Source organism: Pseudomonas arabinosi, from assembly GCF_047758675.1.
GTDB lineage: Bacteria > Pseudomonadota > Gammaproteobacteria > Pseudomonadales > Pseudomonadaceae > Aquipseudomonas > Aquipseudomonas arabinosi.
In genome coordinates, this window is record NZ_CP180480.1 from 411,294 (window position 1) to 437,287 (window position 25,994).

Genomic DNA, 25,994 nt, shown 5'->3' on the forward strand with positions numbered 1-25,994 from the left:
GCACCGGCCCCATCGCGAGCAGGCTCGCTCCCACATTGGTTCTGTGTTCACCGCAGATCCCCTGTGGGAGCGAGCCTGCTCGCGATGAAGGCGACGCGAAATATCCTGCAAAAAAGCCGAATGCTGGCCTTTCATCTAATTGTCATATTTCAGCCATAGAGTGTTCACACGGCCTGCTGATACTTGGCCCCGACTTAACACACCTATCTGCTAGGAGTAAGGCATGAAACTGAAGCGTTTGATGGCGGCAATGACTTTTGTCGCTGCTGGCGTTGCGACTGCCAACGCGGTTGCCGCTGTTGACCCTGCTATCCCGAGCTACACCAAGACCACTGGTGTGTCGGGCAACCTGTCCAGCGTCGGCTCCGATACCCTGGCCAACCTCATGACCCTGTGGGCTGAGAACTACAAAAAAGAATACCCGAACGTAAACATCCAGATTCAGGCTGCCGGTTCTTCTACCGCGCCACCTGCGCTGACTGAAGGCACCGCTAACCTGGGCCCGATGAGCCGCAAGATGAAGGACAACGAGCTGCAAGCCTTCGAAACCAAATACGGCTACAAGCCAACCGCTATCCCGGTCGCCGTGGATGCCCTGGCTGTATTTGTACACAAGGACAACCCGATCCAGCACCTGACCATGGAACAAGTCGACGCGATCTTCTCGTCCACTCGTCTGTGCGGCGCTAAAACCGACGTGAAAACCTGGGGCGACCTGGGTGTGACCGGCGACCTGGCCAACAAGCCAGTGCAACTGTTCGGTCGTAACTCGGTATCCGGCACTTATGGCTACTTCAAAGAAGAAGCCCTGTGCAAAGGCGACTACAAGCCAAACGTCAACGAACAACCAGGCTCGGCTTCGGTCGTGCAGTCGATCAGCTCCTCGCTGAACGGCGTCGGTTACTCGGGCATCGGCTACAAGACCGCTAGCGTGAAAACTGTGGCCCTGGCCAAGAAAGGCAGCACCGAGTTCATCGAAGACACCGAAGAAAACGCCCTGAACGGCAAGTATCCGCTGTCGCGTTTCCTCTACGTTTACGTCAACAAGGCCCCGAACAAGCCTCTGGCCCCGCTGGAAGCCGAGTTCGTGAAACTGATCCTGTCCAAACAGGGTCAGGAAGTGGTTGTGAAAGACGGCTACATCCCGCTGCCAGCCAAGGTTGCTGCAAAAGCACTGGCTGACCTGGGTCTGCAAGAAGGCAACAACGTAGCAAAAAAGTAAAACCCTGAGTCCGGGGTAAACCCGGACTCTGTAGGAGCTGTCGAGGGAACCGAGGCTGCGATCTTTTGATCTGGCCTCTAACCGCAAGATCAAAAGATCGCAGCCTCGATTCCCTCGACAGCTCCTACAACCCCCAAATTTTCGGTCCACTGCCAGTTTTCACAGGCGGCGGATTTGTTGCGTCACTGCATTGTCATCTTTCTGTCATACAGGATCGCTAGGGTGTGCGAATGAATGATCTGGCCAATTCCACCATGACTACTAATCCCCCCAAGCGAATTGACTTCAATACGCCTGAGCTGCAACGCAAGCGCCGCATCCGCGCGCTCAAAGATCGCCTGACCCGCTGGTACGTCCTCGTGGGCGGCCTCGCCGTTCTCGGCGCGATCACGCTGATCTTTTTCTTCCTCGCTTACGTTGTCGCGCCCCTGTTTCAGGGCGCCGACCTGACTGCCAAGGACGCCATCACGCCCGCCTGGATGCAAGACGCCGGCAAGCCGTTGATGATTTCCCTGGAAGAACAGAACCAGGTCGCCATGCGGGTTTCCGACAAGGGCCAGGCACTGTTCTTCGATATCGACAGTGGCGCTGAACTCAAACGCGTCGATCTGAAGGTTCCGGCCGGCGTCAGCGTGACTTCTATCGGCGAAGACCAACCAGGCCATCCATTGGTGGCGGTGGGCTTGTCCAACGGCCAGGCACTGGTATTCCGTCACACTTACAAAGTCAGCTACCCGGACGGCAAAAAAACCATCTCGCCGGCCATCGAGTACCCGTATGGCGAAACGCCGATCGTGCTGAACGAGGCGGGCGGAGCCCTTGAGCACGTCAGCCTTAACGCGACCGATTCGACCCTGATGCTGGTTGGTTCCACCGGTTCGCAACTCAATGTTTTGTCGCTGACCAGCGAAGAAAACATGATGACCGGCGAAGTCACCAATGAGCAGAAGCGCATCGATCTGCCGCAGATGACCGAGCCGGTGAAGAACATCTTTGTCGACCCGCGTCAGCAGTGGCTGTACGTGATTAACGGTCGGGCCCAGGCCGATGTGTTCAGCCTGCGCGACAAGAGTCTCAACGGTCGCTACAAACTGCTGGATGATGGCGAAGCGCAGATCACTGCCAGTACTCAACTGGTGGGCGGCATCTCGCTGATCCTCGGCGATTCCAAAGGTGGTCTGGCCCAATGGTTCATGGCGCGCGACCCGGACGGCGAGCTGCGCCTGAAGCAGATTCGCAACTTCCAGATGGGCACTGCGCCGATCGTTGAAATCACCGCCGAAGAACGTCGCAAGGGCTTCATCGCCCTCGATGCGTCCGGCAAGCTCGGCGTCTTCCACAGTACCGCTCACCGCACGTTGCTGGTCGATCAGGTGGTGGAAGGCCAAGGCATTTTCGGTCTGTCGCCGCGTGCCAACCGCATCATCGTCGAGGCCAACGGTAAGGTGCAGCCACTGTTGCTGGACAACCCGCACCCGGAAGTATCGTGGAGCGCGTTGTGGAGCAAAGTCTGGTACGAGAACTACGACGAGCCTAAATACGTCTGGCAATCGACTGCGGCCAACACCGACTTCGAACCGAAAATGAGTTTGTCTCCGCTGACCTTCGGTACCTTGAAGGCTGCGTTCTACGCCATGCTGTTGGCCGCGCCGCTGGCCGTCGCGGCGGCGATCTACACCGCCTACTTCATGGCCCCAAGCTTGCGCCGCAAGGTCAAACCGGTGATCGAGCTGATGGAAGCGATGCCGACGGTGATCCTCGGCTTCTTCGCTGGCTTGTTCCTGGCACCGTATGTTGAAGGACATTTGCCAGGCATCTTCAGCCTGCTGCTGTTGATGCCGATCGGCATCCTGGTCGCCGGTTTCACCTTCAGTCGCCTGCCTGAATCGCTGCGCCTGCGGGTGCCGGACGGCTGGGAAAGCGCGATCCTGATTCCGGTGATCCTGTTCGTGGGCTGGCTCTCGCTGTACATGAGCCCGTACATGGAAACCTGGTTCTTCGGCGGCGACATGCGCATGTGGATCTCTCACGACCTGGGCATCACCTACGACCAGCGCAACGCTCTGGTGGTCGGTCTGGCCATGGGCTTCGCGGTGATCCCGAACATCTACTCCATCGCCGAAGACGCCGTGTTCAGCGTGCCACGTGGCCTGACGCTTGGCTCCCTGGCCCTCGGTGCGACGCCGTGGCAGACCATGACTCGCGTGGTGATCCTCACCGCCAGCCCGGGCATTTTCTCGGCGCTGATGATCGGCATGGGCCGTGCGGTCGGTGAAACCATGATCGTGCTGATGGCCACCGGTAACACGCCGGTTATGGAAATGAACCTGTTCGAAGGCCTGCGCACCCTGGCCGCCAACGTCGCGGTGGAAATGCCCGAATCGGAAGTCGGCGGCAGCCACTACCGCGTGCTGTTCCTCTCGGCGCTGGTGCTGCTGATGTTCACCTTCGTCATGAACACCCTCGCGGAACTGATTCGTCAGCGTCTGCGCAAGAAATACTCGTCGCTTTAAGAAAGGTAGAAGTCTGTGAAACAGAACTCCCTGAAAGGATGGTTCAAGAGCGGCGCCCCGGGCGTCTGGATCAGCGGTGGCGCGGTGTCCATCGCGGTCATCATGACCATTGGCTTGCTGGCAGTGATTGCCGTGCGCGGTCTGGGCCATTTCTGGCCGGCGGACCTGGTGCACGCCAGTTACGACGTGCCGGGCCAGGCAAATCACCTCGTCATCGGCGAAGTGGTGCAGAAAGAAGAAGTGCCACGCGAGCGCCTGAAAAGCGCTGGTTTGCCGGTGCCCGATCAGGGCCCGGAGTTCATGACCCGCGAGCTGATCAAGGTCGGCAACCGTGACCTGAACGGCAACGACTTCACCTGGATCGTCGGCGAGTGGCTGACTAACCAGAAGACGCCGCCAGAGCTGATGGCCATCGAGCGTCGTGAGTGGGGCAACTTCTACGGCTACCTGGTCAACGTCAAACAGGACGGCAAGGTCATCGCCGAAGGCGAAGCCGCCTGGCCTGAGTTGCAGGCACGAGTGGAACGCGTCAACAAGCTCGCCGCGCAGCTCAAGACCCTGGAAAAAACCGACATTGGCGCAATCAACGCAGGGCTGGAGCGCGTCCGTCTGCACGGTCGCAAGCTGGAACTGGCCGGCACGATGGACGCTACCGCGCAAGCGGACATGGAGTCCGAGCGCGCCGAACTGAACGCGCGTTATCAGGACATCGAAGCCCGCCTGAACGACCTGCACGCCCAGTTCAACCGCGACAGCCTGACGGCCCGCGATGCCAACGGCAAAGAGATCGAAATCGGTATCGGCAAAGTGGTTCATGCCTATCAGCCGAACAGCATGAACACCTTCACCAAGATCGGCTTCTACTTCAGCAAGGTCTGGGAATTCCTCAGCGACGATCCGCGTGAAGCGAACACCGAAGGCGGGATCTTCCCGGCGATTTTCGGCACCGTGATGATGACGTTGATCATGGCGATGATCGTGACCCCGTTCGGCGTGTTGGCAGCGGTTTACCTGCGTGAATACGCGAAACAGAACACCATGACGCGCTTGATCCGCATCGCGGTGAACAACCTCGCGGGTGTTCCGGCCATCGTTTACGGCGTGTTCGGTCTGGGCTTCTTCGTCTACGTATTGGGCGGTTCGGTTGACCGGTTGTTCTTCCCTGAAGCACTGCCGGCACCGACCTTCGGTACGCCGGGTCTGCTCTGGGCCTCGCTGACACTGGCGCTGCTGGCGGTGCCGGTGGTGATCGTGGCCACGGAAGAAGGCCTGGCGCGGATTCCTCGCACCGTGCGCGAAGGCTCGTTGGCCCTCGGCGCAACCAAGGCTGAAACCTTGTGGAAGATCGTGCTGCCGATGGCCAGCCCGGCGATGATGACCGGCATGATCCTCGCGGTGGCTCGCGCCGCCGGTGAAGTGGCGCCGCTGATGCTCGTAGGTGTGGTGAAACTGGCGCCGTCGCTGCCGCTGGACGGCAACTACCCGTACCTTCACCTGGACCAGAAGATCATGCACTTGGGCTTCCACATCTATGACGTCGGCTTCCAGAGTCCGAACGTCGAAGCTGCGCGGCCGCTGGTGTACGCCACGGCGCTGCTGCTGGTGCTGGTGATCGCCACATTGAACCTGTCGGCGGTGTACATCCGGAACCACCTGCGCGAGAAGTACAAGGCGCTGGATAGCTGATTTCTTATGTGGGAGCCAGCCTGCTGGCGATGGCATCACCGCGGTTTACAGATTGACCGCGTTGCCTGAATCGCGAGCAGGCTCGCTCCCACAAAAACCGAACCGAATTTGTTAGCACAGGGAGCCTCCCATGCAGCACGAAGCACATACCCACGGCATCAACATGTCTGCCTTGGGCCGCGACAAACAGAGCTTGAGCCTTGAACAGGAAACCGTCGCGATTGAAGTGCCGGGCCTGAGCCTGTTCTACGGCGACAAACAAGCGCTGTACGACGTCAGCATGAACATCCCGAAACAGCGCGTGACCGCCTTCATCGGCCCGTCCGGCTGCGGCAAGTCCACGCTGCTGCGTACGTTCAACCGCATGAACGACCTGGTGGATGGCTGCCGTGTCGAAGGCGAGATCAACCTCTACGGCAACAACATCTACCGTAAGGGCGAAGACGTGGCCGAGCTGCGTCGTCGCGTGGGCATGGTGTTCCAGAAGCCGAACCCGTTCCCGAAAACCATCTACGAGAACGTGGTCTACGGCCTGCGCATCCAGGGCATCAACAAAAAACGCGTACTCGACGAAGCCGTCGAGTGGGCGTTGAAAGGCGCGGCGCTGTGGGACGAAGTCAAAGACCGTCTGCATGAGTCGGCGCTGGGCTTGTCCGGTGGTCAGCAACAACGTCTGGTGATCGCTCGCACCATCGCCGTGGAGCCGGAAGTGCTGCTGCTCGACGAACCGTGCTCGGCACTCGACCCGATCTCCACGCTGAAAGTCGAAGAGCTGATCTACGAACTGAAATCCAAGTTCACCATCGTCATCGTGACCCACAACATGCAACAGGCCGCGCGGGTTTCCGATTACACGGCGTTCATGTACATGGGCAAACTGGTGGAATTCGGCGACACCGATACCCTGTTCACCAATCCGGCGAAGAAGCAGACCGAAGACTACATCACGGGTCGCTACGGCTAGGAAGCTGTTGTTGCTCACTGAACTGACGCTGCGGTCCACCGCACCTTACCGGACGCTCCAAGGACGCCAACATGATTAGTAAAGAAGGCCTTACCCATCACATCTCCGCGCAGTTCAACGCTGAGCTCGAGGAAGTGCGCAGCCACCTCCTGGCCATGGGCGGGTTGGTGGAAAAGCAGGTCAACGACGCGGTGACCGCGCTGATCGAGGCCGACTCCGGCCTGGCCCAGCAGGTTCGCGAGATCGACGACCAGATCAACCAGATGGAACGCAACATCGACGAAGAATGCCTGCGCATTCTGGCTCGCCGTCAGCCGGCAGCGTCGGACTTGCGTTTGATCATCAGCATCTCCAAGTCGGTGATCGACCTGGAGCGCATCGGTGACGAAGCGACTAAGATCGCCCGTCGCGCCATCCAGTTGTGTGAAGAAGGCGAAGCCCCGCGAGGTTACGTCGAGGTTCGCCACATCGGCGACCAGGTCCGCAACATGGTTCGCGATGCGCTGGACGCCTTTGCCCGCTTCGACGCCGACCTGGCGTTGTCAGTGGCCCAGTACGACAAGATCATCGACCGCGAATACAAAACCGCGCTGCGCGAGCTCGCCACCTACATGATGGAAGACCCGCGCTCTATCTCGCGGGTCTTGAGCATCATTTGGGTGCTGCGTTCGCTGGAACGGATCGGCGACCACGCACGCAATATTTCGGAGCTGGTGATTTACCTGGTGCGCGGCACCGACGTGCGGCACTTGGGCCTCAAGCGCATGAAAGAAGAAGTTGAAGGCACAAGTGGTGAAACCGCTAATGTTCCGGGCAAAGCTGACGATAAGTAAGATTGCCTGAGAAAAGCGCCCGGCCTTTTGGCCGGGCGTTTTTGTTTGTGGTTGATGAATTCGAAAGCAGCACCCGCGAACGAAAAGTCCCGGCGTGACTGAAGGTTTTTGGCAATGTGCCATCAGCAAAGCGGTATGCTTGCCGGGATTTTTTAAAGGGGTGATGGATGAGTAAGGTCAGTGTGTTGGTCGTGGACGATGCGTCGTTCATTCGTGACCTGGTGAAGAAGTGCTTGCGCAACTACTTCCCGGGGATCCGGATTGAAGACGCGGTCAACGGCAAGAAGGCTCAGGCCTTGCTGGCTCGGGAAGCGTTCGACCTGGTCCTGTGCGACTGGGAAATGCCGGAAATGTCCGGCCTGGAGCTGCTGACCTGGTGCCGCGAGCAGGACAACCTCAAGACCATGCCGTTCGTGATGGTGACCAGCCGTGGCGATAAAGAGAACGTCGTCCAGGCGATCCAGGCCGGGGTTTCGGGCTACGTCAGCAAGCCATTCACCAACGAGCAACTGCTGACCAAGGTCAAGCAGGCCCTGAACAAGGTCGGCAAGCTCGATACCTTGATGAACAGCGCGCCGACCAAAATGAACTCGGCGTTCGGCAACGATTCCCTGAGTGCATTGACCGGCGGCAAGGCTGCCGTGGTCGCACCCGCCGCGGCACCGGTCAACCCGTTCGCCAAACCTGTCGCCGCCGCGCCAGCCCCGGCTGCAGCGCCGTCTCGCGGTCTGCTCAACAGCCCGCCGATCAAGCCTCCAGCGTCCTCCGCAGCGCCAACGGGCGGACGTGGCCAGGGCCAACTGCGCCTGCCGAACGGCATTGCGCAATGTGTGATCAAGGCCTTGAGTCTCAAGGAAGCCTTGCTGGTGGTGAAACGCACCGACACCCTGCCGCAAGTGCTCGACAGCGCCGTGCTCGACCTGGAGCAGGGCGATAACGCCGAAACCGCCCGTCTGAACGGCTACCTGCACGCCATCGTCGCCCACGAGCAGAAACCCGACAGCGACTGGCTGCAACTGACCTTCCGCTTCGTCGACCAGGATGCGCAGAAGCTCGATTACATCTCGCGGTTGATAGCACGTGGTACGGCGCAGAAGCATTTCATACCCGGCGCTTAAGCCTCGCCTCGCCTGATAGTCCGCCATCGCGAGCAGGCTCGCTCCCACATTGGAATGCATTCTCCTGTGGGAGCGAGCCTGCTCGCGAAGGGGCCATCAGATTCACCACACATCCGATGAACTGCCCATTTTGAAACATCTGCCGACTACCCGGGTCCATTGCAGCTGCTAGGCTCCTACCCAGGACTTACTCGACAGAATCTTGCCCATGCTCGCGCGCCTGCTGTTTTTCTGCGGTCTTTTCATGGCATCCGCCTCGGCGATGGCCATGACGATCTACAAGTCCACCGACACCAATGGCGTGGTCTCCTACAGCGACCGCCCCACGACGGGCTCCAAGGTGCTCGTTTTTCGTGATCGCATGGTCGAGAATCTTGAGCGCCAGGTGTACGTCGTCATCACGAAGAAGAAGGGCGTGGACAGCGTTTACGTGCGCAATGACCTGTATGCGCCGGTAGAAATCGAGTTGAGCTTCGGCGGACTGAAGAACGTCAGCGGTGCGCCGAGCCGACCGATCCGCCGGGTGATGCCGGCACGCAGCAGTATTCGTCTGGCGCTGCTCACGGCCACGCAGCCCGAAAGGCCGCTCGCGTACACCCCAAAATTTGAATACTCCCTGGGCGACCCTTCAGGGGCCGCCATGGCCTATCGATACCCGCTGCCGTGGCGTGGCGGACCGTTTCGGCTGAGTCAGGGCGCCAACGGTCAATACAGCCACTTCGGTCCAAAGAACCGCTACGCCATGGACATCGCCATGCCTGAAGGCACGCCGATCATCGCGGCGCGTGGCGGTGTGGTGGTGAAAACCGAGAATGCCCAGACCGGGCGCGGCACCGATCCGTCGGGTAATTTCGTGCGGGTGCTGCACGATGACGGGACGATGGGCGTGTACCTGCACCTCAAGCAAGGTTCGGTGAGCGTTCGCGAGGGGCAACGGGTGTCGGTGGGGAGTCCGCTGGCCTTGTCGGGCAATACCGGCAACAGCAGCGGGCCGCACCTGCATTTCGTGGTGCAGCGCAATACCGGGTTGGGGCTGGTGTCAATTCCGTACCAGTTCAATCAGCCGGTAGGCAGCCTGCCGAACTTTGCGCTCGGCAAACAGTGAGGCCATAAAGGCAAAAGATCGCAGCCTTCGGCAGCTCCTACATTGGATTGCGATTCCCTGTAGGAGCTGCCGAAGGCTGCGATCTTTTGGGGTCAATGCGGTTTCCCGCATTGCAATCAATCGAGCATCAACACCTTGGCCAGAATGATCTTCGGCCCTTTCATCTTCTTGATGATGATCCGCAAGCCTTCGACTTCCAGCACTTCTTCCTCTTCCGGCACCCGTTTCAGGGTTTCGTAGACCAGCCCGGCGAGGGTTTCGGCTTCAATGTGGTCCAGATCGATGCCCAGCAGGCGCTCGACCTTGAACAGCGGCGTGTCGCCGCGCACCAGCAGCTTGCCCGGCTGGTACGCGAGGATCCCGCGCTCAGCCTTGCGGTGTTCGTCCTGAATGTCGCCGACCAGTACTTCCAGCACGTCTTCCATGGTCAGGTAACCGATGATGTTGCCATCGGCTTCTTCGACCAGGGCGAAGTGCGAGCCGCCTTTGCGGAACTGTTCCAGCAACTGCGACAGCGGCATATGGCGCGAAACCCGCTCCAGCGGCCGGGTCAGTTCGGCGAGGTTGAACGACTCGGGAATGTGATCCAGTGCGGCCAACTCAAGCAGCAAATCCTTGATGTGCAGCAGGCCGACGAACTCCTGGCGCTCGCTGTCGTACACCGGGTAGCGGCTGAACTTGTGGCGACGGAACATCGCCAGAATTTCCTTCAGTGGCGCGTTGAACTCCAGCGTCACCAGGTCTTCCCGGGAATTGGCCCAGTCGACCACTTCCAGCTCGCCCATTTCCACCGCCGAGGCCAAAACGCGCATGCCTTGGTCACTCGGGTCCTGGCCACGGCTGGAGTGCAGGATCAGTTTCAGTTCTTCACGGCTGTAATGGTGTTCGTGATGAGGGCCAGGCTCACCTTGGCCGGCGATCCGCAGGATCGTGTTGGCGCTGGCGTTGAGCAGGTAAATGGCCGGGTACATGGCCCAATAGAATAGGTACAGCGGCACGGCGGTCCAGAGCGACAGCAGTTCGGGTTTGCGGATGGCCCAGGATTTCGGGGCCAGCTCACCGACCACGATGTGCAGGTACGAGATGACGAAGAACGCGGCAAAGAACGACACGCCTTTGATCACTTCGGCCGACTGCACGCCGACGGCTTCAAGGATCGGCTCGAGGATGTGCGCGAACGCCGGCTCACCGACCCAGCCGAGGCCGAGGGAGGCGAGGGTGATACCCAATTGGCACGCCGACAGGTAAGCATCGAGCTGACTGTGAACGGTGCGCAGGATGTGTCCGCGCCAGCCGTTTTTTTCAGCGATGGCTTCGACCCGGGTCGAGCGCAATTTGACCATGGCGAATTCCGCCGCAACGAAAAAGCCGTTGAGCAAAACCAGGATCAGAGCAAAAAGAATCATGCCGAAATCGGCGAAGAGTGTCGCGAGGGTCAAGCCAGGGGATGGGTCCATGATGGAGTTTTGCGGGTTCCGTGTATTCAAAAAAGGGGGAAATGCGGTGCCTGAAGGGCAGGCACAAGTCAGCCAATGTAGCGGCTGACCGTGCGATTGCCTAGTGGCGCGTGCCGGCCGGTATCAGTCGGTGGCGCTGATGACCCGGGATTTGGTGACCTGGGCCGGCGCAAAATGGCAGGTAAAGGTGCTGCCATGGCCCGGCACACTGCTGATTTCCATCCGCGCGCGGTGACGCAGCAGCACGTGTTTGACGATCGCCAGCCCGAGCCCCGTACCGCCGGTGTTGGAGTTGCGGCTGGAATCGACGCGGTAGAAGCGTTCGGTCAGGCGCGGCAGGTGTTTGCTGTCGATGCCGATCCCGGAATCCTGCACGCTCAAGTGTGCGCCTTGCTCATCGCCCCACCAGCGAATGCGGATATTGCCCTCGGCCGGTGTGTATTTCACCGCGTTGAACACCAGATTGGAAAACGCGCTGCGCAACTCGGCTTCGCTGCCCTTGAGCAGAATCGTCGGGTCGGCTTCCAGGGTGATCTTCTGATTGCGCTGGGCGGACAGTTGCTGAGCGTCGCTCTTGATCGATTGCAGCAAGCCGTCGATAGCCACCGGCTGGTTGTCCGACGGGTAATCGGTGGCTTCCAGTTTGGCCAAGAGCAGCAAGTCGTTGAGCAGCGTCTGCATGCGTCCGCCTTGCTGCTGCATCTGTTGCAGGGCACGGGACCAGCGCGGGTTCACGTCCTCGACGTTGTCGAGCAGGGTTTCCAGATAACCGCAGATCACTGTCAACGGCGTGCGCAATTCATGGGAGACGTTGGCGATGAAGTCTTTGCGCATCTGTTCCAGTTGATGGATACGCGTCACGTCGCGCACCAGCATCAAATGTTCGTTGTTGCCGTAGCGGGTGATGTACAGCTGAATGCGCAGGCGATCGTTGATCGGTGAAGGGATTTCCAGCGGCTCGGCGTAGCTGTCCTGCTCGAAGTATTCCTTGAAGCGTGGATGGCGCACCAGGTTGGTCACCGGCTGGCCGCTGTCTTGTGGCGTCTTGAGGCCGAGCAGGGTTTCGGCGGCGCGGTTCCACCATTCGAGGTTGCCGTCGCTGTCGAGCATGATCACTGCGTCTTTCAGCGCAGCGGTGGATTCCTGGACCCGATCGATCACCGCTTGCAGTCGCCCGCGCACACGTTGGTCGCGACGCTGCAGGTGGTAGATGCTGTCGAACACTTCGCCCCACAGGCCAAAGCCATCGGGCGGTGCCTCATCGGGTTTTTGCTGGCGCAGCCATTCGTGCAAGCGCAGCAGTTGCTTGAGGGTCCAGGCCAGGTAAAGGCCCAGGCCCGCGGCGAGGCTCCAGCCGTAATAGCCGGTAATCAGGCCGATCACCAGGCAGCCGGTCACCAGCAAAAGCATGTGGCGGATCAGGGTGCCATGCCAGTTTTGGTTCACTTGAACGCGCGTCCTTGTCAGCTTGTCGGGCGGGAAAGGTCCGGATCAGGCCTTGGTGGAGAACCGGTAGCCGGTACCGCGCACGGTTTGTACCAGATTTTCGTAAGCGTCGCCGAGGGCTTTGCGCAGGCGGCGGATGTGCACGTCGACGGTGCGCTCTTCGACATAAACGTTGCCGCCCCAGACCTGATCCAGCAACTGGCCGCGGGTGTAGGCACGTTCCTGGTGGGTCATGAAGAATTGCAGCAGGCGGTATTCGGTCGGGCCCATCTCGGCGGGTTTGCCGTCGATGGTCACGCGGTGGCTGATCGGGTCCAGCAGCAGGCCGCCGACTTCGATCGGCGTCTCTCCATCGGTAGGGCCGGCACGGCGCAGCACGGCCTTCAGGCGCGCGACCAGCTCACGTGGGGAAAAAGGTTTGGTGATGTAGTCATCGGCGCCGACTTCCAGGCCCTGGATCTTGTTGTCCTCTTCGCCCTTGGCGGTGAGCATGATGATCGGGATGTCCCCGGTCAGCTCATCGCGCTTGAGGCGTCGGGCCAGCTCGATGCCGGACGTGCCGGGCAGCATCCAGTCGAGCAGGATCAGGTCCGGCTTGCGGTCGACAATGATGGCGTGGGCCTGCTGCGAGTTCTCAGCCTCCATGCAGTCATAGCCGGCCATTTCCAACGCAACGGCGATCATTTCGCGAATGGGCGCTTCGTCGTCGACGATCAGAATGCTCCTGCCAACCATGCCTTAATCCTCTTGTCATTTAACTGTCTTGCGCCGCATTAGATAACGGAATTATTGCAGTCGTGTGACAGTATTTTAGTCGCCCGGCGATTGTCATGATCCTGAACTAAGCTCTAAGTCCGAATCCTGACAACCACAAGAGAAGGTTTCCATGACTCAATACACGTTCTCCTTTAAGGCTCTGATGTTGGCCGCTGCTCTGGCTTTGCCGACAATGGCCTTCGCTGCCGACCCGGCCATGATGAAGGGCGGCATGATGGTCGATCACAAGGGAATGACCGTTTACACATTCGACAAGGACGCCGGTGGCAAGTCCATGTGTAACGATGAATGTGCCAAGAACTGGCCACCGATGATGGCGCCGGCGGGCGCCAAGGCCGAAGGCAAATGGAGTGTCATCAAGCGTGATGACGGCATGATGCAATATGCCTATGACGGTAAGCCGCTCTACACGTTTGTGAAGGACGAAAAACCTGGAGAAATGAAGGGTGACGGCATGAAGGATGTCTGGCACGTCGTCCACGAGTCGCAGAAGTAAGCGACCCAAAGCCTGGAGCTGCTGCCGAAACACCTGTTCGGCAGCTGCTACAAAATCGCAGAGTGCTACATAAAGCGTGGAAATCAGCGCAATGCGTAATCCAGCACGATCCCGACAAAAATCGCCAACCCGGCCCAATGGTTGTGCAGAAACGCCTTGAAGCAACGCATCCGGTCCTTGCCACGGGTGTACCAGAACTCCCACGCAAAACACCCCGCTGCCGCCAGCAACCCCAAGTGGAACCAACCACCGAGCTCGAATTTCGACCCGGCCAGCAGCAGGCAACCCAGCGCCAACCCTTGCAGCGTCAGGATGATCACCCGGTCCGCCTCGCCAAACAGAATCGCCGTGGATTTCACGCCGATCTTCAAGTCGTCATCGCGATCAGTCATCGCGTAATAAGTGTCGTAGCCCACCGTCCACAGCAGGTTGGCGATCCACAGCAACCACGCCGCCGCCGGGAGTTCACCGGTTTCGGCGGTGAACGCCATCGGCATGCCCCAAGAGAACGCCGCGCCCAACACCACTTGCGGGTAATAGGTGTAGCGCTTCATGAACGGGTAAGTGAAGGCCAGCGCCAAGCCACCGAACGACAACCAGACCGTGGCCGCATTGGTGCACAACACCAGCAGGAAACTCACGCCCATCAGCAGCGCGAAGAACACCAGCGCTTCTTTGGAGCTGATCTTGCCGCTCACCAATGGCCGCTGTTCGGTGCGTTTCACGTGGCCGTCGACCTTGCGGTCTGCCCAATCGTTGATCACGCAGCCGCCGGCGCGGGTCAGCACCACGCCCAGGACGAAAATCACGATGTTGGCCAGCGACGGCGACCCTTTGCCGGCAATCCACAGTGCCCACAGCGTCGGCCACAGCAGCAGATAAATGCCGATCGGTTTGTCCATGCGGGTCAGTTGAATGAAATCCCAGGCCCGTGGATTCAAGCGATTCAGGGACTTGAGCAGGCTCTGGTACATCAGCAATTCTCCGGATGGGCGCGGGTAGCGTTCCACAAGGTCGGCAAGAAAATTTCGGCCACCAGCACGCTCAAGGCGCCGCGGTCGAAACGCGAACGGCGGCCCCACAGTTCAGGTGCCCGGGACTCCATCGGCAGCCACTCCTGAGGATAGTGACAAACCTCGATAGCGCGGCGCTGGAACGCCTGATCGCAAAACAGCAACTCGCCCAGGGAGCGGCTACCCAATTCGTCCATGTGCAATCCGTCGCCCTGCAACGCACTGCGCGCTGCCACGCTGCGGGCAAACACCCAGGCTTCGCCGTGGCCGTACAGATACACCTCGCGAACCCAACCCTCGCTGCCTTCGGCCAGGTCCAGCGCGGCACATTCGTCGGCGCGAAGCGGTTGCCAGCCTTCGAAGACTGGCGTGACGCTGAAACCGTCATTCGACAAACGGATCAGCCGTCGGGTCAAAGAGCCTTCATCGAACAACCAGTCGAGGGTAGACGTGTCGGGGAGGGGCGTCAGTTGGCTTCGAGGGAGCCAAAGCGGGGTCGCGGCAGGGGATTTTGAGTGCGGCACAGTGAGTCATTATTGGCAGCAAATGAGGCGGCGAGCTTACCATGTCAGCCTGCGATTTTGATTGCTCCGGCCGGCCATTGCGTCGAACAGGCTTGCATCTGTCGGGCACGATCAGTACAAAACGCGCTGAGCCGGACGGCAGCGCTCCAACCATCGACCGTTCGCGCCGGCAAAAGCCTGAATCTTGAGGATGTACGTGAATGAAAAAGTGGCAATGTGTGGTCTGCGGCCTGATCTACAACGAGGCCGACGGCTGGCCGGATGACGGCATTGCGCCGGGCACCCTGTGGCAAGACGTGCCGGAAGACTGGCTGTGCCCGGACTGCGGCGTGGGCAAGATGGATTTCGAAATGATCGAAATCAACTAAGACATTTAAGACATTTAGAGGAGTAAGGAATGAACGCACCTGTCGTGATCGTCGGCACCGGGCTGGCTGGCTACAACCTGGCCCGGGAGTTTCGCAAACTCGATGGCGAAACCCCGCTGCTGCTGATTACTGCCGATGACGGACGCTCCTACTCCAAGCCGATGCTCTCCACCGGTTTCGGCAAAAACAAAGACGCCGACGGCCTGAGCATGGCCGAACCCGGCACCATGGCCGAGCAGTTGAAGGCCGAAGTGCGGACGCACACGCGCATCAGCGGCATCGACCCTGGCCACAAGCGTTTGTGGATCGGTGAGGAAGCGGTGTTTTACCGTGACCTGATCCTCGCCTGGGGCGCGGAAACCGTGCGAGTGCCGATCGAAGGCGATGCGGCTGACGCAGTCTTCCCGATCAACGATCTGGAAGATTACGCACGTTTTCGCGCAGCGGCGGCCGGCAAGCGTCGGGTGTTGTTGCTGGGCGCCGGTCTGATCGGCTGCGAGTTCGCCAACGACCTGATCCTTGGCGGCTACGAGGTGCAACTGGTTGCACCGTGCGAGCAGGTCATGCCGACCCTGTTGCACCCGGCGGCGGCCGCTGCGGTCCAGGCCGGGCTGGAAAGCCTCGGCGCACGCTTCCACCTCGGGCCGGTGCTCAATCGCTTGCAGCGCGTTGCTGACGGACTGGAAGCGCATCTGTCCGATGGCCAGGTGATCCCTTGCGATGTGGTGGTGTCGGCCATCGGCCTGCGTCCGCGCATCGACCTGGCGGCGGCGGCCGGTGTGCAGGTCAATCGCGGCGTGGTGGTCGATCGCCACCTGAAAACCTCCCACGCCAATATCTTTGCCTTGGGCGACTGCGCCGAAGTCGATGGGCTGAATCTGTTGTACGTGATGCCCCTCATGAGCTGTGCGAGAGCGCTGGCCCAGACCCTCGCCGGAAACCCGACGGCGGTCAGTTATGGCCCGATGCCCATCACCGTCAAAACGCCGGTCTGCCCCTTGGTGGTTTCACCGCCGCCACGGGGTTTGGAGGGCGTCTGGACAGTCGAAGGGCAGGGCGCGGACATCAAGGTATTGTGCCGCGATGCCAGCGGCAAACTGCTGGGTTATGCCCTGACAGGCGCGGCGGTGATGGAAAAACTGGCCCTGAACAAAGAGCTTCCGGCACTGCTGGCGTAAATACCGGTCGTTCTGTCGGAATCACCCCTCTTTTGCCCTTACAAAGGTCGCGCCGAGACTGGCGCGGCTCTTCGCTGCGTGCCATCCTCACTCCCGTCTGCCGCAGAGTAGAGCACCTGCGGCGCTTTGGGCGCTGTTCCAACGAGAACAGCACGGACATAACAACAAAAAACCGTCAAAGGGGCTTCACTAATGCGTAAACCAGAACTCGCCGCTGCAATTGCTGAAAAAGCAGACCTCACCAAAGAGCAGGCCAACCGCGTTCTCAACGCCGTTCTCGAAGAAATCACCGGCGCTCTGCACCGCAAGGACAGCGTTACGCTGGTGGGCTTCGGTACCTTCCTGCAACGCCACCGCGGTGCCCGCACCGGCAAAAACCCGCAAACCGGTGAGCCCGTCAAAATCAAGGCCAGCAACACTGTTGCGTTCAAGCCAGGCAAATCGTTGAAAGACAGCGTTAATCCGTAACACGCACCGACTTCCCGCGTAGCGGGTGAGTGGGATAAAAAATGGGCACGCCAACGAGGTTGGGTGCCCATTTTTTTATGCCTGACGAATCAGCTGACTTGATTTTGTTGCTTGGCGAAAATCGCCGCCATCTCGGGTTCATCCAGATGATCCAGCACTCGCTCCACCAACAAATGCACCCCATCGGCCATGCGGCTGAGCGCCAAGGCTACGGAGCGGCGGGAACCGTCCACATCGTCGGCGAGGTTGGCGGCGATGGCGCTGATGGACAACAGATCTTCCGAGGCGTTGGCGAGAAGGGTTTCAGGGTGGATGCCCGAGCAGACGCTGAAGAGCTGGCCGTTGCGTTTTGGTGATTTGGGCTCGGCTGGCGGGAGGTGGTGGTCGAGGGCGTGCTCGGCGGCTTCGTTGAGTTTGTTTGAATCGGGGCTTTCGTAGGGGGAGACTGGATCAGAGTCAGGCGGGTTTGGGGTGACTTTGAACATTTTACTAACTCCTGAAATGGAGCCGTTCACACGTCGCTGCTAAACGAAGGGTGGCGGCTGTGCGCGGGTTAGCAGACCGGGGAGTTAGCAAACCGGCGCGCCCGAGGGCGCCCCACGCACAGCCACCATCAAGTGCAGGGATATAAATACCTGACTGAAGGAAACGCTATGCACCTCACTAACTACCACGGGCTGCTAAACCCGATCACTGATGGGCAGTGACAGGAACCAAATTACCGACCGACCCCAAGGCGCACAAGCCGGCGGATTCTGGCGTAGCCGTTGGCAACGGCGCAAGGTGTTGTAGCTTGCAGGAAGTAACCTTGAGGCGTTTTAAACAAGCGCTATTGAGCGGTGTTTAACCCATCGGAAATGTTGAGACTCCTTAAAACCCGATATGAAATTTCCGCGATACCGAAAGTTCCAATGTGGAACTTTGTTTTGTGAATGGAGTGCCATCACTGTGATGGCACTTTTCATGCGGACTGTTGTCGCCCCAATTTGTTGAAATATGACAGCGCCTTTCGGAAGCCTCCTACATTTAATATTTTTTATTGTTGTCATGATTCAGACGCGTGGCAGCGATTCAATCGGCAGCGACCGCGGTTGATTGCCGCGATAGCTCTAAATCGGTGCTTTCCGATCGATACGCCGGGTGAGGGAATATTAAACTGATATCAGGGAATCCCTTGCGATATATGAGGAGATCTCCTACGAGCAATAGAGACACTTCGTCTTGTTGTTTAACCAGATGCTTGCTAGTGGCCATCATCGTGAGTACGATGCGCGCACTTGAAAGAGCACGAACTCAATTGGATGAGACTCATCGCAGCTCTTTGATTCTGTCTCGCGTCGTTGGAACTCCAATAGACGTATGACTGTAATCCTAACTAAAGGCCATGGATGTCCTACTCAAGCAAACTTTCCGCTCATTACCTCGAACTCGCAAAAGCCTCTGTTTCCAAAGAGAATTTCGCGGGCGAGGACGTTCGCTTTTCAAGCGAATATGAGGCGCTGGAAAGCGAGCTGGGCAAAGCCCAATCCATGCACGAAAGCGGTCAGATCGACTGGCTGAAAATCCGCGAAAACAGCGAAAGCCTCCTGCGCACCCAGTCCAAGGATTTGCGGGTTGGCGCCTGGCTGACCTGGGCGCTGTACCAGCGCGAATCCTTTCAAGGGCTGCTGGCCGGCCTCGGTTTGCTGCACTACCTGTGCGAAAGCCACTGGGCCGAAGTCCACCCGAACAAGGCCCGCACCCGCTCCGCTGCCATCAGTTGGCTGGTACCGCGTCTTGAGCAGGTACTGACCGAAAACGTCGCGATCAAAGAGCAGTTGCCGATGTTCCGGCGGCTGGTCGAACACCTTGAAGGTCTCGATGCCGCTTGCACCGAGTACTTGGGCGACGATGCGCCGTTGCTGCTGCCGATCTCCCGCCGCCTGAAGAACATGGTCCAGCGTGCCGCCGACAATCAGCCGGAACCTGGCGTCGTCGGCGCGGCGGTGGCTCAGGTCAAACAAGCCGCCACGCAACTGTTCACCCCCGGCGCACCGATCGATAACGAGAAAGAAGCCCACAAGGCCCTGCGTGCCCAGCAGGAAAGCGCGCGACCATTGTGTGCCTGGTGGCTCAAGCAGAAAGCCACCGACCTGCGCGCCTTGCGCCTCAATCGCACACTGTTGTGGTTGCCCATCGACGCGGTGCCCGAGCGCAATGCCGAGCAAATCACCGTTCTGCGTGGTTTGCCAGCCGACAAGCTCAAGGCCTATCAGGACCGTTACGACCAGGCCAAATACGCCGATCTGCTGGTGGAACTGGAGGCGAGCCTGGCGAAGGCGCCGTTCTGGTTCGATGGCCAACGAATGGTTTGGGAATGCCTCCAGGGGCTCAACGCCGAGATGGCTATGCGCGAAGTGGAAATCCACTTCGCGCTTTTGATTCAGCGCCTGCCCGGCATCATCGAGTTGCGTTTCCATGACGGCGCCCCGTTTGCTGATCCGGCGACCCGCGCCTGGGTCAGTGCCCACGTCATGCCGCACCTGCAAAGCGCCAGTGCGCCGCGCAAGGTCGAAGTCGCCGACAGCCAGCCGGCTTGGGAAGTAGCCCTGGAAGAAGTCTTGCCGATCCTGCGCAAGGACGGCCTCAAGGCCGCCGTGCAGATCCTCAAGCAAGGCCTGCAAAGCGCCCAAGGTGGACGCGTCCGGTTCTTCTGGCAGTTCGCCCTCGCGCGGCTGTGCTTCTTGGCCAAGAAATACGAACTGGCCAGGACCCAACTCGAAACCCTGGACCAAACATTACAGGACTCAGGCCTGAACGCCTGGGAGCCCGATCTTGCGCTGGAAGTGCTGCATTTACTGCATAGCTGCTGCGAGTTGTTACCGCAGAACCATGCCGTACGTGAACGCAAGGAAGAGATTTATCGCAGGCTGTGCCACCTCGATCTCGAAGTGGTACTCGAATAGGCCCCAGGGCCACAACCGCAAGGAGAATAGCCATGGCCAAAGAAGGCTCGGTAGCCCCCAAGGAACGCATCAACGTCACTTTCAAACCTGCCACCGGTGGTGCTCAGGAAGAAATTGAACTGCCGTTGAAACTACTGGCAATCGGTGACTACACCCACCGCAAGGACGAACGTAAAGTCGAAGATCGCAAGCCGATCAGCATCGACAAGATGACCTTCGACGAAGTGCTGGCCAAGCAAGAGCTGCAGCTGACGTTGAGCGTACCGAACCGTCTTCAGGAAGAAGGCGACACTGAAGAATTGGCCGTGAAACTGCGCGTCAACTCGATGAAGGACTTCAACCCGGCCAGCCTGGTCGAGCAAGTGCCTGAGCTGAAAAAACTGATGGAACTGCGCGACGCGCTGGTGGCCCTCAAAGGCCCGCTGGGTAACGCGCCTGCGTTCCGCAAAGCCATCGAAGGCGTTCTCGCCGACGACGAATCCCGCGGTCGCGTATTGGGTGAGCTGGGCTTGAACGCCGCAGCCCAGGACGCCCCCCAGAACGTCTGAGCCATCATCAGTCAAGGAAGCCAACAATGAGCACTAGCGCAGCACAGCAAAAGAGCAAAGAGAACGGCGAATACAGCATTCTCGACAGCATCATCGCCGAAACCCGCCTGACGCCGGACGACGAAGCCTACGACATCGCCAAGCGCGGTGTGTCGGCCTTCATCGAAGAGCTGCTCAAGCCGCAGAACAACGGCGAGCCAGTCAAGAAGGCCATGGTTGACCGCATGATCGCCGAGATCGATGCCAAGCTCAGCCGCCAGATGGACGAAATCCTGCACCACCCGGCGTTCCAGTCCCTGGAATCGTCGTGGCGTGGCCTGCAGTTGCTGGTCGACCGCACCAACTTCCGCGAAAACATCAAGATCGAAATCCTCAACGTCTCCAAAGAAGACCTGCTGGACGATTTCGAAGATTCGCCGGAAGTGATGCAGGCTGGCCTGTACAAGCACATCTACACCGCTGAATACGGTCAGTTCGGTGGTCAGCCGGTTGGCGCGATCATCGCTAACTACTTCATGTCCCCAAGCTCGCCGGACGTGAAACTGATGCAGTACGTGTCCAGCGTTGCCTGCATGTCGCACGCACCGTTCATTGCAGCGGCAGGCCCGAAATTCTTCGGCCTGGAAAGCTTCACCGGTCTGCCGGACCTGAAGGATCTGAAGGATCACTTCGAAGGCCCGCAATTCGCCAAATGGCAGAGCTTCCGCGAGTCGGAAGACTCCCGTTACGTTGGCCTGACCGTGCCGCGTTTCCTGCTGCGTAACCCGTACGACCCGGAAGAAAACCCGGTCAAATCGTTCGTGTACAAAGAAACCGTCGCCAACAGCCACGAGCACTACCTGTGGGGCAACACTGCCTACGCGTTCGGCACCAAGCTGACCGACAGCTTCGCCAAGTTCCGCTGGTGCCCGAACATCATCGGCCCGCAGAGCGGTGGCGCGGTTGAAGACCTGCCGTTGCACCATTTCGAAAGCATGGGCGAAATCGAAACCAAGATTCCTACCGAGGTTCTGGTTAGCGACCGTCGTGAATACGAACTGGCCGAGGAAGGCTTCATCTCCCTGACCATGCGCAAAGGCTCCGACAACGCGGCGTTCTTCTCCGCAAGCTCGGTGCAGAAGCCGAAGTTCTTCGGCATCAGCGCAGAAGGCAAGGCAGCAGAGCTGAACTACAAGCTCGGCACCCAACTGCCGTACATGATGATCGTCAACCGCCTGGCTCACTACTTGAAAGTGCTGCAGCGCGAGCAACTCGGTTCGTGGAAAGAACGTACCGACCTCGAGCTGGAACTGAACAAGTGGATCCGCCAGTACGTGGCCGACCAGGAAAACCCAAGTGCCGAAGTCCGTGGCCGTCGTCCACTGCGCGCTGCCCAGATCATCGTCAGCGATGTTGAAGGCGAGCCTGGCTGGTACCGCGTCAGCCTGAACGTGCGCCCGCACTTCAAGTACATGGGTGCCGATTTCACCCTGTCGCTGGTTGGCAAGCTGGACAAAGAGTAAGCGGAGCTAACTCATGACTGGATACGGCAGCCTTTTCGAACGCCTGGGTGGCGACGCGGACAAACGCGTCGGCTGGAGCCGCGAGGTCTCCGCCATGGCGTCCGTGGCTGCCCATCTGGCCAAGATGCTCAGCACCCGTGCGGGCAGCGTGCAAACGCTGTCCGATTACGGGCTACCCGATCTCAATGACATGCGTCTGAGCCTGCACGACTCCCTGAGTCAGGCCCGTCTGGCCATCGAAAATTTCATCGAAGCCTACGAGCCACGCCTGAGCAATGTGCGTGTCATTTCCCTGCCGCGTGACCACGATCAACTTCGCCTGTCCTTCAGCATTGAAGGCTTTCTGGAAGTTGATGGTTTCAAGCGTCAGGTCAGTTTCGCCGCGCGCCTGGATGGCAGCGGTCAAGTCAAGGTCAACTAAGGAGACTCCTATGTCCGGTAAACCCGCAGCACGTGTCACCGACCCTACCGCTTGCCCGCTCCCCGGTCACGGCACCAACCCGATTGTCGCCGGTTCCGGCGACGTGTTCTTCGACGGCCTCGCGGCCGCCCGCCAAGGCGATGCCTCGGCGTGTGGTGGTGCGATGGTCGGTGGGTTGTCGGGGACCGTTTTGATTAACGGCAAACCTGCCGCCACCGTGGACTCGGTGGGGACTCATGGCAACAAGGTTACGGCCGGGTCCGGGACCGTGATCATCGGGTAATTGGCATTTGGCGGCGTAGTCCTGCCCATGAAACCGTCGTGCAGGGAGGTATCGAAGTGATCTGGGTAAAACGCCTCCTCATGGCAATGGGTCCGCTTGCCTGCAAGGTTCTACGTTCCGATAAAGCCATGGCTGCGGTTGACCATGAATAGCGAACGAATCATCGGTCTGGTCGTGCATGCGCTGGCCTGCGTGCTCTACATCGTCATGAACAACTATGCCGTGCCTGTCTACAAACAGCTCGTCGGCGGGCTGACGTCTCGCGGTGTCGCCATCGGTATGGGCATGTACTTTATTTTTTACTTTTTCGTCTTCTTGAATTTTGTTTTGGTCTTCATTCGTCGCCTGGCCATCAAGTTTGGCGTGGCGATCTTCATGATGCTGTCGATCCTGTTTTACATGCTGCCGCAGTATCCCGTTCGCGGCATGGCGTATTGCGCCTTGGCGGGCGGTTTGACCGTTTGCGCCATCTTGCTCACCCGCGTTCTCGATGCTGCTTTTACCCGCTGGCGCGCAGCGCGGGGGAGTGGCCAGGTCTTGATTCGCAACCGCCGATTTACCTCGCCCCTAGTATTGATCCCAGCCCTGATGGGCCTCTTCGTGCTGGTTGTCTTCCTTGGCATGAAGATCGTGAGTTCCCTGACGGCGAAGCCCTTGGATAAAGACTGGAGCGAGTCGGGTAAGTGCTATGTCGTCAGATACGCCCCCGGCTACAAAGTGTGGGGTGCGGTCGGGCGGATGATCGAGTTGTACAGCAGCCCGTACTTTTATCGTGTGTACACAAAAGACGACGTGCTGCTCAAATCGTCCGAATGGTATCTGTGGATGAGAGAGGGCAACGCCAGTGTTGCCCCTGAGTTCCTTGGTGAGACGGTTTTGTATCCCGGCACGCAAGGCTGGGAAAGCTGGACGGTGGCCGAATGTCGCTGATGGCCAGGTTGAGCGTGCGCGCATTCGTCATACAGCGTTTGGCCAAGGGGCTGGCTGTGCTCCTGTTGGCAGTCGCGCTCCTTGCCTGGACGACGCCCGTGTTTTCCAACGCCCTGATGTTGCTTATGGACCGGGAGAATTTCATCCCGGCGCAGTCGTCGATCTGGACGTTCGAACCGTATGAAATCAACCAGGGGTCCTCGTCGTACTGGCTCTATGGTGAGGACTGGTTCAACTATTACTACTTTGCCTACACCCCCGAAACACCTTACCGGCTGATCGCCAAAGGCAATCAGTGTGCGGGCTTTGACAAGCGCGATGTCCGCACATGGTGCACGCCATGACGTCTTGGATGCAGGTGTGGAAATGGCTCAATCATTTACTGAGCCTGATTGGCGCGTTGGCCATTATCGGGGTCGTGACATTTTTCATTGCTTCGAGTCCCGCCAACACATCAACGCCGGTATTGCCCGGTCACCCCGATGCGGTATGGCGCGGGGCGCAGGATGGCGGCTTTTTCATCGAGATCACCCGGTCCAATCCGCCGGATTACTTTGCGCAGGTGCGATATGAAACCGGTGATCTCCATAGCGAGGGCTGGATCCGGTTCCAAACCCCTGACGGCAAACCGCTGACGATGGCGCGGGTCAACAGCGCCGATGGCGAGTACCTCTATGTCGACTCGTATCTGCCCATGTCACCGAACAAAGGAGGGGCTCGCCCATGAACCTTCTCTCCTTCGTGGCGTCTGTGTTGGCGGTGGGTTGCCTGTTATTGGTCGGCTGCACGACTCAACTGAAGTACATCTACGAAATTGACCTGTTGAATACCTGCGGCGTGCCGCTGCAGGTCGAATCGCAGAACGCCAGCAACTGGCTGCCGCTGATGGAGCCGCGCGTCCTTGCACCGGGCAAGCAGTTCGCCGTGGCCAGTTACTTGTCCTACGACGAAGACGGCGATATACGGGTCGATGACAACTTCTCGCTGACCGTCAAAGGATCGGAACAAACGCGTCTCTTCAGTGCGGACGACATACGCTACGCCCTGCTTGGCATCAAGCGTGAGCGCGATGGCAGTCGCCGTATCTGGACACTCAAGGATGGAGTCTTTTGCCCATGATCGACGTATCGGACGAGATGCGCATGTACCTGATGTTCATCGCCGACAGCAATCTGTTCGGCGGCATCGCGATCGTGAGTTTTCTGCTGATTGTTACGGCAATCAGCAAGCGACTGCGCCAGTCATGGCTGCATCGCGCGCTGACTTTCATGGTCCTGATTTCGTTGGTGGCCATCGAAATCGCCGGCAGTTGCTACTCATCGGTGCCTCCCGCATGAACATGCCCGCGCGCATCATCTGCTGCCTGTTGATCCACAGTGTTTTCTGTGTGGGTTACACGTTTCTGAATAACTTCGCGGCCGACTGGTACATCTCGACCTACGGCGGCTTGACTTCCCGTGGCGTGAACATTCGTCTCACCAGCAAATTCATCTACGAGTTTTTCCTCGTCTTCAACGCGGTGCTGGCACTGATTCCTGTGCTACGAGTGAAGTTGATCCTGTGGGCGATCTGGGTGGGGCTGATTCTCTTGTGGATGCTGCCGGATCATCCGCTGCGGGCGCTGCTCTATGGCATTGACCAAGGGACATTCACCTTGACGGCGATCCTTCTCAGCACCGGGCTGGATGGCTGGTACAAGCGCAAATTTGCAGGCGCCAAAGCCTCGAAGATCGCGTCGGGGGCCGACCATGCTTAGCCGCGCGCGACTGACTTTCTTCATGGTTGCCTTGTGGTGGCCATTGCTGGCGGTGCTGGTAATTTTTTCCTATGGCCTGTGGATTGGCGAGTACTCCACGTTCGATTCATCCGAGACCCATTGGGTGTACCTGTTGTGGTGGGGCATCCCCGGGCTGTTGATGTTTTCGCTGTGGACTTCTCGATCCGCCAAGAGCCGAAACGAGCAACAAGCACTGCGGATGGTCTGGTTGGCGCCCTTGAAGTTCATTCCGTTCTACGCCGTGCCATGGATGCTTTATGGCTTGTTCAGTCTGGTCGCCGGGCCGCTCAGTGACTCTTACATGGCCTACGGCTGGATCCTGATCGTGCCGTACCTTCTGATCGCCGGCTACGACTGTGCCGGTCTGACGGTTGCGCTCTACAGGACGTTTTATTCATGAGATTCAACACCAGGCAGGTA

General features: G+C 59.2%; 28 protein-coding genes and 1 pseudogene. 23 read left to right on the plus strand and 6 right to left on the minus strand.

Translation table 11 applies throughout. The annotated features are described in order from the left end of the window. Nucleotides 1-223: 223 nt before the first annotated feature. The 7 genes from ACMXYJ_RS01800 (at nt 224) to ACMXYJ_RS01830 (ending at nt 9,441) form a co-directional block, all read left to right on the plus strand. The gene (locus tag ACMXYJ_RS01800) at nt 224-1,222 is read left to right on the plus strand and encodes a phosphate ABC transporter substrate-binding protein PstS family protein (protein WP_415758584.1); all 999 of its coding nucleotides are present in this window, start codon (nt 224-226) and stop codon (nt 1,220-1,222) included. 230 nt (nt 1,223-1,452) lie between these two features. Next, nucleotides 1,453-3,735 (plus strand): ABC transporter permease subunit, encoded by a 2,283-nt coding sequence (locus tag ACMXYJ_RS01805; protein WP_415758585.1) that lies wholly within the window; start codon nt 1,453-1,455, stop codon nt 3,733-3,735. A 15-nt stretch (nt 3,736-3,750) separates the two neighbouring features. Beyond that, entirely contained in the window at nt 3,751-5,421 is a 1,671-nt protein-coding gene (gene pstA, locus ACMXYJ_RS01810; RefSeq protein ID WP_415758586.1) for a phosphate ABC transporter permease PstA, read from the plus strand. Between the two features lie 130 nt (nt 5,422-5,551). Beyond that, nucleotides 5,552-6,385: a phosphate ABC transporter ATP-binding protein PstB gene (gene pstB, locus ACMXYJ_RS01815; protein WP_046044998.1), complete on the plus strand. Its 834-nt coding sequence runs from the start codon at nt 5,552-5,554 to the stop codon at nt 6,383-6,385. Between the two features lie 71 nt (nt 6,386-6,456). Beyond that, nucleotides 6,457-7,218 (plus strand): phosphate signaling complex protein PhoU, encoded by a 762-nt coding sequence (gene phoU, locus ACMXYJ_RS01820; protein WP_008150055.1) that lies wholly within the window; start codon nt 6,457-6,459, stop codon nt 7,216-7,218. A gap of 167 nt (nt 7,219-7,385) precedes the next feature. Further along, nucleotides 7,386-8,336, plus strand: a complete 951-nt coding sequence (locus ACMXYJ_RS01825; protein ID WP_415758587.1) for a response regulator — start codon at nt 7,386-7,388, stop codon at nt 8,334-8,336. 208 nt (nt 8,337-8,544) lie between these two features. Next, on the plus strand, nt 8,545-9,441 hold the full coding sequence (locus ACMXYJ_RS01830; RefSeq protein WP_415758588.1) for a peptidoglycan DD-metalloendopeptidase family protein: 897 nt from the start codon (nt 8,545-8,547) through the stop codon (nt 9,439-9,441). 116 nt (nt 9,442-9,557) lie between these two features. On the opposite strand, the gene ACMXYJ_RS01835 is transcribed toward ACMXYJ_RS01830, so the two are convergent. The 3 genes from ACMXYJ_RS01835 to phoB all read right to left on the minus strand — a co-directional run bounded on the left by ACMXYJ_RS01835 (nt 9,558) and on the right by phoB (nt 13,079). Then, nucleotides 9,558-10,898, minus strand: a complete 1,341-nt coding sequence (locus ACMXYJ_RS01835) for a hemolysin family protein (RefSeq protein WP_415758589.1) — start codon at nt 10,896-10,898, stop codon at nt 9,558-9,560. Between the two features lie 123 nt (nt 10,899-11,021). Beyond that, nucleotides 11,022-12,308: a phosphate regulon sensor histidine kinase PhoR gene (phoR, locus tag ACMXYJ_RS01840; RefSeq protein ID WP_415760666.1), complete on the minus strand. Its 1,287-nt coding sequence runs from the start codon at nt 12,306-12,308 to the stop codon at nt 11,022-11,024. An 81-nt stretch (nt 12,309-12,389) separates the two neighbouring features. Beyond that, the gene (gene phoB / locus ACMXYJ_RS01845) at nt 12,390-13,079 is read right to left on the minus strand and encodes a phosphate regulon transcriptional regulator PhoB (RefSeq protein ID WP_046045002.1); all 690 of its coding nucleotides are present in this window, start codon (nt 13,077-13,079) and stop codon (nt 12,390-12,392) included. A gap of 151 nt (nt 13,080-13,230) precedes the next feature. On the opposite strand from phoB, the gene ACMXYJ_RS01850 reads away from it, so the two are divergent. Further along, nucleotides 13,231-13,617, plus strand: coding sequence for a COG4315 family predicted lipoprotein (locus ACMXYJ_RS01850; protein WP_415758590.1), 387 nt, complete (start codon nt 13,231-13,233; stop codon nt 13,615-13,617). 83 nt (nt 13,618-13,700) lie between these two features. On the opposite strand, the gene ubiA is transcribed toward ACMXYJ_RS01850, so the two are convergent. Both ubiA and ACMXYJ_RS01860 read right to left on the minus strand, forming a co-directional pair. Further along, nucleotides 13,701-14,591: a 4-hydroxybenzoate octaprenyltransferase gene (ubiA, locus tag ACMXYJ_RS01855; protein ID WP_056738620.1), complete on the minus strand. Its 891-nt coding sequence runs from the start codon at nt 14,589-14,591 to the stop codon at nt 13,701-13,703. Further along, nucleotides 14,591-15,154: a chorismate--pyruvate lyase family protein gene (locus ACMXYJ_RS01860; protein WP_415758591.1), complete on the minus strand. Its 564-nt coding sequence runs from the start codon at nt 15,152-15,154 to the stop codon at nt 14,591-14,593. Before ACMXYJ_RS01860 ends, ubiA begins: the two co-directional genes overlap by 1 nt. A gap of 200 nt (nt 15,155-15,354) precedes the next feature. On the opposite strand from ACMXYJ_RS01860, the gene ACMXYJ_RS01865 reads away from it, so the two are divergent. From ACMXYJ_RS01865 to ACMXYJ_RS01875, 3 genes are all read left to right on the plus strand, one after another. Next, on the plus strand, nt 15,355-15,522 hold the full coding sequence (locus ACMXYJ_RS01865) for a rubredoxin (protein ID WP_007954349.1): 168 nt from the start codon (nt 15,355-15,357) through the stop codon (nt 15,520-15,522). A gap of 29 nt (nt 15,523-15,551) precedes the next feature. Beyond that, nucleotides 15,552-16,700 (plus strand): NAD(P)/FAD-dependent oxidoreductase, encoded by a 1,149-nt coding sequence (locus ACMXYJ_RS01870; RefSeq protein WP_415758592.1) that lies wholly within the window; start codon nt 15,552-15,554, stop codon nt 16,698-16,700. A gap of 192 nt (nt 16,701-16,892) precedes the next feature. Next, the gene (locus ACMXYJ_RS01875) at nt 16,893-17,168 is read left to right on the plus strand and encodes an HU family DNA-binding protein (protein WP_003213368.1); all 276 of its coding nucleotides are present in this window, start codon (nt 16,893-16,895) and stop codon (nt 17,166-17,168) included. 89 nt (nt 17,169-17,257) lie between these two features. On the opposite strand, the gene ACMXYJ_RS01880 is transcribed toward ACMXYJ_RS01875, so the two are convergent. After that, complete coding sequence (locus tag ACMXYJ_RS01880) at nt 17,258-17,653, minus strand: DUF6124 family protein (RefSeq protein ID WP_415758593.1); 396 nt, start codon at nt 17,651-17,653, stop codon at nt 17,258-17,260. A gap of 903 nt (nt 17,654-18,556) precedes the next feature. Between ACMXYJ_RS01880 and tssA the strand changes: the two genes are divergently transcribed. The 12 genes and pseudogenes from tssA to ACMXYJ_RS01940 all read left to right on the plus strand — a co-directional run bounded on the left by tssA (nt 18,557) and on the right by ACMXYJ_RS01940 (nt 25,974). Next, nucleotides 18,557-20,113, plus strand: a complete 1,557-nt coding sequence (tssA, locus tag ACMXYJ_RS01885) for a type VI secretion system protein TssA (RefSeq protein WP_415758594.1) — start codon at nt 18,557-18,559, stop codon at nt 20,111-20,113. 32 nt (nt 20,114-20,145) lie between these two features. After that, entirely contained in the window at nt 20,146-20,661 is a 516-nt protein-coding gene (gene tssB / locus ACMXYJ_RS01890; protein WP_415758595.1) for a type VI secretion system contractile sheath small subunit, read from the plus strand. 26 nt (nt 20,662-20,687) lie between these two features. Continuing rightward, complete coding sequence (gene tssC, locus ACMXYJ_RS01895; RefSeq protein ID WP_046045013.1) at nt 20,688-22,163, plus strand: type VI secretion system contractile sheath large subunit; 1,476 nt, start codon at nt 20,688-20,690, stop codon at nt 22,161-22,163. Nucleotides 22,164-22,176: 13 nt separating this feature from the next. Beyond that, nucleotides 22,177-22,584: a type VI secretion system baseplate subunit TssE gene (tssE, locus tag ACMXYJ_RS01900; RefSeq protein ID WP_415758596.1), complete on the plus strand. Its 408-nt coding sequence runs from the start codon at nt 22,177-22,179 to the stop codon at nt 22,582-22,584. Nucleotides 22,585-22,594: 10 nt separating this feature from the next. Next, nucleotides 22,595-22,864 (plus strand): annotated as a pseudogene (locus tag ACMXYJ_RS01905) (PAAR domain-containing protein); the annotation flags it as partial. Between the two features lie 147 nt (nt 22,865-23,011). Beyond that, nucleotides 23,012-23,797: a hypothetical protein gene (locus ACMXYJ_RS01910; protein WP_415758597.1), complete on the plus strand. Its 786-nt coding sequence runs from the start codon at nt 23,012-23,014 to the stop codon at nt 23,795-23,797. Then, a complete protein-coding gene (locus tag ACMXYJ_RS01915; protein ID WP_415758598.1) occupies nt 23,788-24,141 on the plus strand; it encodes a hypothetical protein in 354 nt (117 codons plus the stop codon). Before ACMXYJ_RS01910 ends, ACMXYJ_RS01915 begins: the two co-directional genes overlap by 10 nt. Beyond that, nucleotides 24,138-24,524, plus strand: coding sequence for a hypothetical protein (locus tag ACMXYJ_RS01920; protein WP_415758599.1), 387 nt, complete (start codon nt 24,138-24,140; stop codon nt 24,522-24,524). Before ACMXYJ_RS01915 ends, ACMXYJ_RS01920 begins: the two co-directional genes overlap by 4 nt. Continuing rightward, the gene (locus ACMXYJ_RS01925) at nt 24,521-24,916 is read left to right on the plus strand and encodes a hypothetical protein (RefSeq protein WP_415758600.1); all 396 of its coding nucleotides are present in this window, start codon (nt 24,521-24,523) and stop codon (nt 24,914-24,916) included. The genes ACMXYJ_RS01920 and ACMXYJ_RS01925 overlap by 4 nt, the downstream gene beginning before the upstream one ends. Then, the gene (locus ACMXYJ_RS01930) at nt 24,913-25,134 is read left to right on the plus strand and encodes a hypothetical protein (protein ID WP_123720195.1); all 222 of its coding nucleotides are present in this window, start codon (nt 24,913-24,915) and stop codon (nt 25,132-25,134) included. Before ACMXYJ_RS01925 ends, ACMXYJ_RS01930 begins: the two co-directional genes overlap by 4 nt. Beyond that, nucleotides 25,131-25,553: a hypothetical protein gene (locus ACMXYJ_RS01935; RefSeq protein WP_415758601.1), complete on the plus strand. Its 423-nt coding sequence runs from the start codon at nt 25,131-25,133 to the stop codon at nt 25,551-25,553. Before ACMXYJ_RS01930 ends, ACMXYJ_RS01935 begins: the two co-directional genes overlap by 4 nt. Further along, on the plus strand, nt 25,546-25,974 hold the full coding sequence (locus tag ACMXYJ_RS01940; protein ID WP_415758602.1) for a hypothetical protein: 429 nt from the start codon (nt 25,546-25,548) through the stop codon (nt 25,972-25,974). The genes ACMXYJ_RS01935 and ACMXYJ_RS01940 overlap by 8 nt, the downstream gene beginning before the upstream one ends. Nucleotides 25,975-25,994: the final 20 nt, after the last annotated feature.

Coding starts and splice junctions, on each gene's coding strand:
- ACMXYJ_RS01940 (WP_415758602.1), top strand. CDS start 25,546: ATGCTTAGCCGCGCGCGACTGACTTTCTTCATGGTTGCCTTGTGGTGG.
- ACMXYJ_RS01850 (WP_415758590.1), top strand. CDS start 13,231: ATGACTCAATACACGTTCTCCTTTAAGGCTCTGATGTTGGCCGCTGCT.
- ACMXYJ_RS01800 (WP_415758584.1), top strand. CDS start 224: ATGAAACTGAAGCGTTTGATGGCGGCAATGACTTTTGTCGCTGCTGGC.
- ACMXYJ_RS01910 (WP_415758597.1), top strand. CDS start 23,012: ATGAATAGCGAACGAATCATCGGTCTGGTCGTGCATGCGCTGGCCTGC.
- ACMXYJ_RS01830 (WP_415758588.1), top strand. CDS start 8,545: ATGCTCGCGCGCCTGCTGTTTTTCTGCGGTCTTTTCATGGCATCCGCC.
- ACMXYJ_RS01875 (WP_003213368.1), top strand. CDS start 16,893: ATGCGTAAACCAGAACTCGCCGCTGCAATTGCTGAAAAAGCAGACCTC.
- ACMXYJ_RS01930 (WP_123720195.1), top strand. CDS start 24,913: ATGATCGACGTATCGGACGAGATGCGCATGTACCTGATGTTCATCGCC.
- ACMXYJ_RS01925 (WP_415758600.1), top strand. CDS start 24,521: ATGAACCTTCTCTCCTTCGTGGCGTCTGTGTTGGCGGTGGGTTGCCTG.
- ACMXYJ_RS01865 (WP_007954349.1), top strand. CDS start 15,355: ATGAAAAAGTGGCAATGTGTGGTCTGCGGCCTGATCTACAACGAGGCC.
- ACMXYJ_RS01870 (WP_415758592.1), top strand. CDS start 15,552: ATGAACGCACCTGTCGTGATCGTCGGCACCGGGCTGGCTGGCTACAAC.
- ACMXYJ_RS01920 (WP_415758599.1), top strand. CDS start 24,138: ATGACGTCTTGGATGCAGGTGTGGAAATGGCTCAATCATTTACTGAGC.
- ACMXYJ_RS01835 (WP_415758589.1), bottom strand. CDS start 10,898: ATGGACCCATCCCCTGGCTTGACCCTCGCGACACTCTTCGCCGATTTC.
- ubiA (WP_056738620.1), bottom strand. CDS start 14,591: ATGTACCAGAGCCTGCTCAAGTCCCTGAATCGCTTGAATCCACGGGCC.
- pstB (WP_046044998.1), top strand. CDS start 5,552: ATGCAGCACGAAGCACATACCCACGGCATCAACATGTCTGCCTTGGGC.
- ACMXYJ_RS01825 (WP_415758587.1), top strand. CDS start 7,386: ATGAGTAAGGTCAGTGTGTTGGTCGTGGACGATGCGTCGTTCATTCGT.
- phoR (WP_415760666.1), bottom strand. CDS start 12,308: ATGCTTTTGCTGGTGACCGGCTGCCTGGTGATCGGCCTGATTACCGGC.
- ACMXYJ_RS01805 (WP_415758585.1), top strand. CDS start 1,453: ATGAATGATCTGGCCAATTCCACCATGACTACTAATCCCCCCAAGCGA.
- ACMXYJ_RS01880 (WP_415758593.1), bottom strand. CDS start 17,653: ATGTTCAAAGTCACCCCAAACCCGCCTGACTCTGATCCAGTCTCCCCC.
- phoB (WP_046045002.1), bottom strand. CDS start 13,079: ATGGTTGGCAGGAGCATTCTGATCGTCGACGACGAAGCGCCCATTCGC.
- phoU (WP_008150055.1), top strand. CDS start 6,457: ATGATTAGTAAAGAAGGCCTTACCCATCACATCTCCGCGCAGTTCAAC.
- tssB (WP_415758595.1), top strand. CDS start 20,146: ATGGCCAAAGAAGGCTCGGTAGCCCCCAAGGAACGCATCAACGTCACT.
- tssA (WP_415758594.1), top strand. CDS start 18,557: ATGTCCTACTCAAGCAAACTTTCCGCTCATTACCTCGAACTCGCAAAA.
- ACMXYJ_RS01935 (WP_415758601.1), top strand. CDS start 25,131: ATGAACATGCCCGCGCGCATCATCTGCTGCCTGTTGATCCACAGTGTT.
- tssC (WP_046045013.1), top strand. CDS start 20,688: ATGAGCACTAGCGCAGCACAGCAAAAGAGCAAAGAGAACGGCGAATAC.
- tssE (WP_415758596.1), top strand. CDS start 22,177: ATGACTGGATACGGCAGCCTTTTCGAACGCCTGGGTGGCGACGCGGAC.
- ACMXYJ_RS01915 (WP_415758598.1), top strand. CDS start 23,788: ATGTCGCTGATGGCCAGGTTGAGCGTGCGCGCATTCGTCATACAGCGT.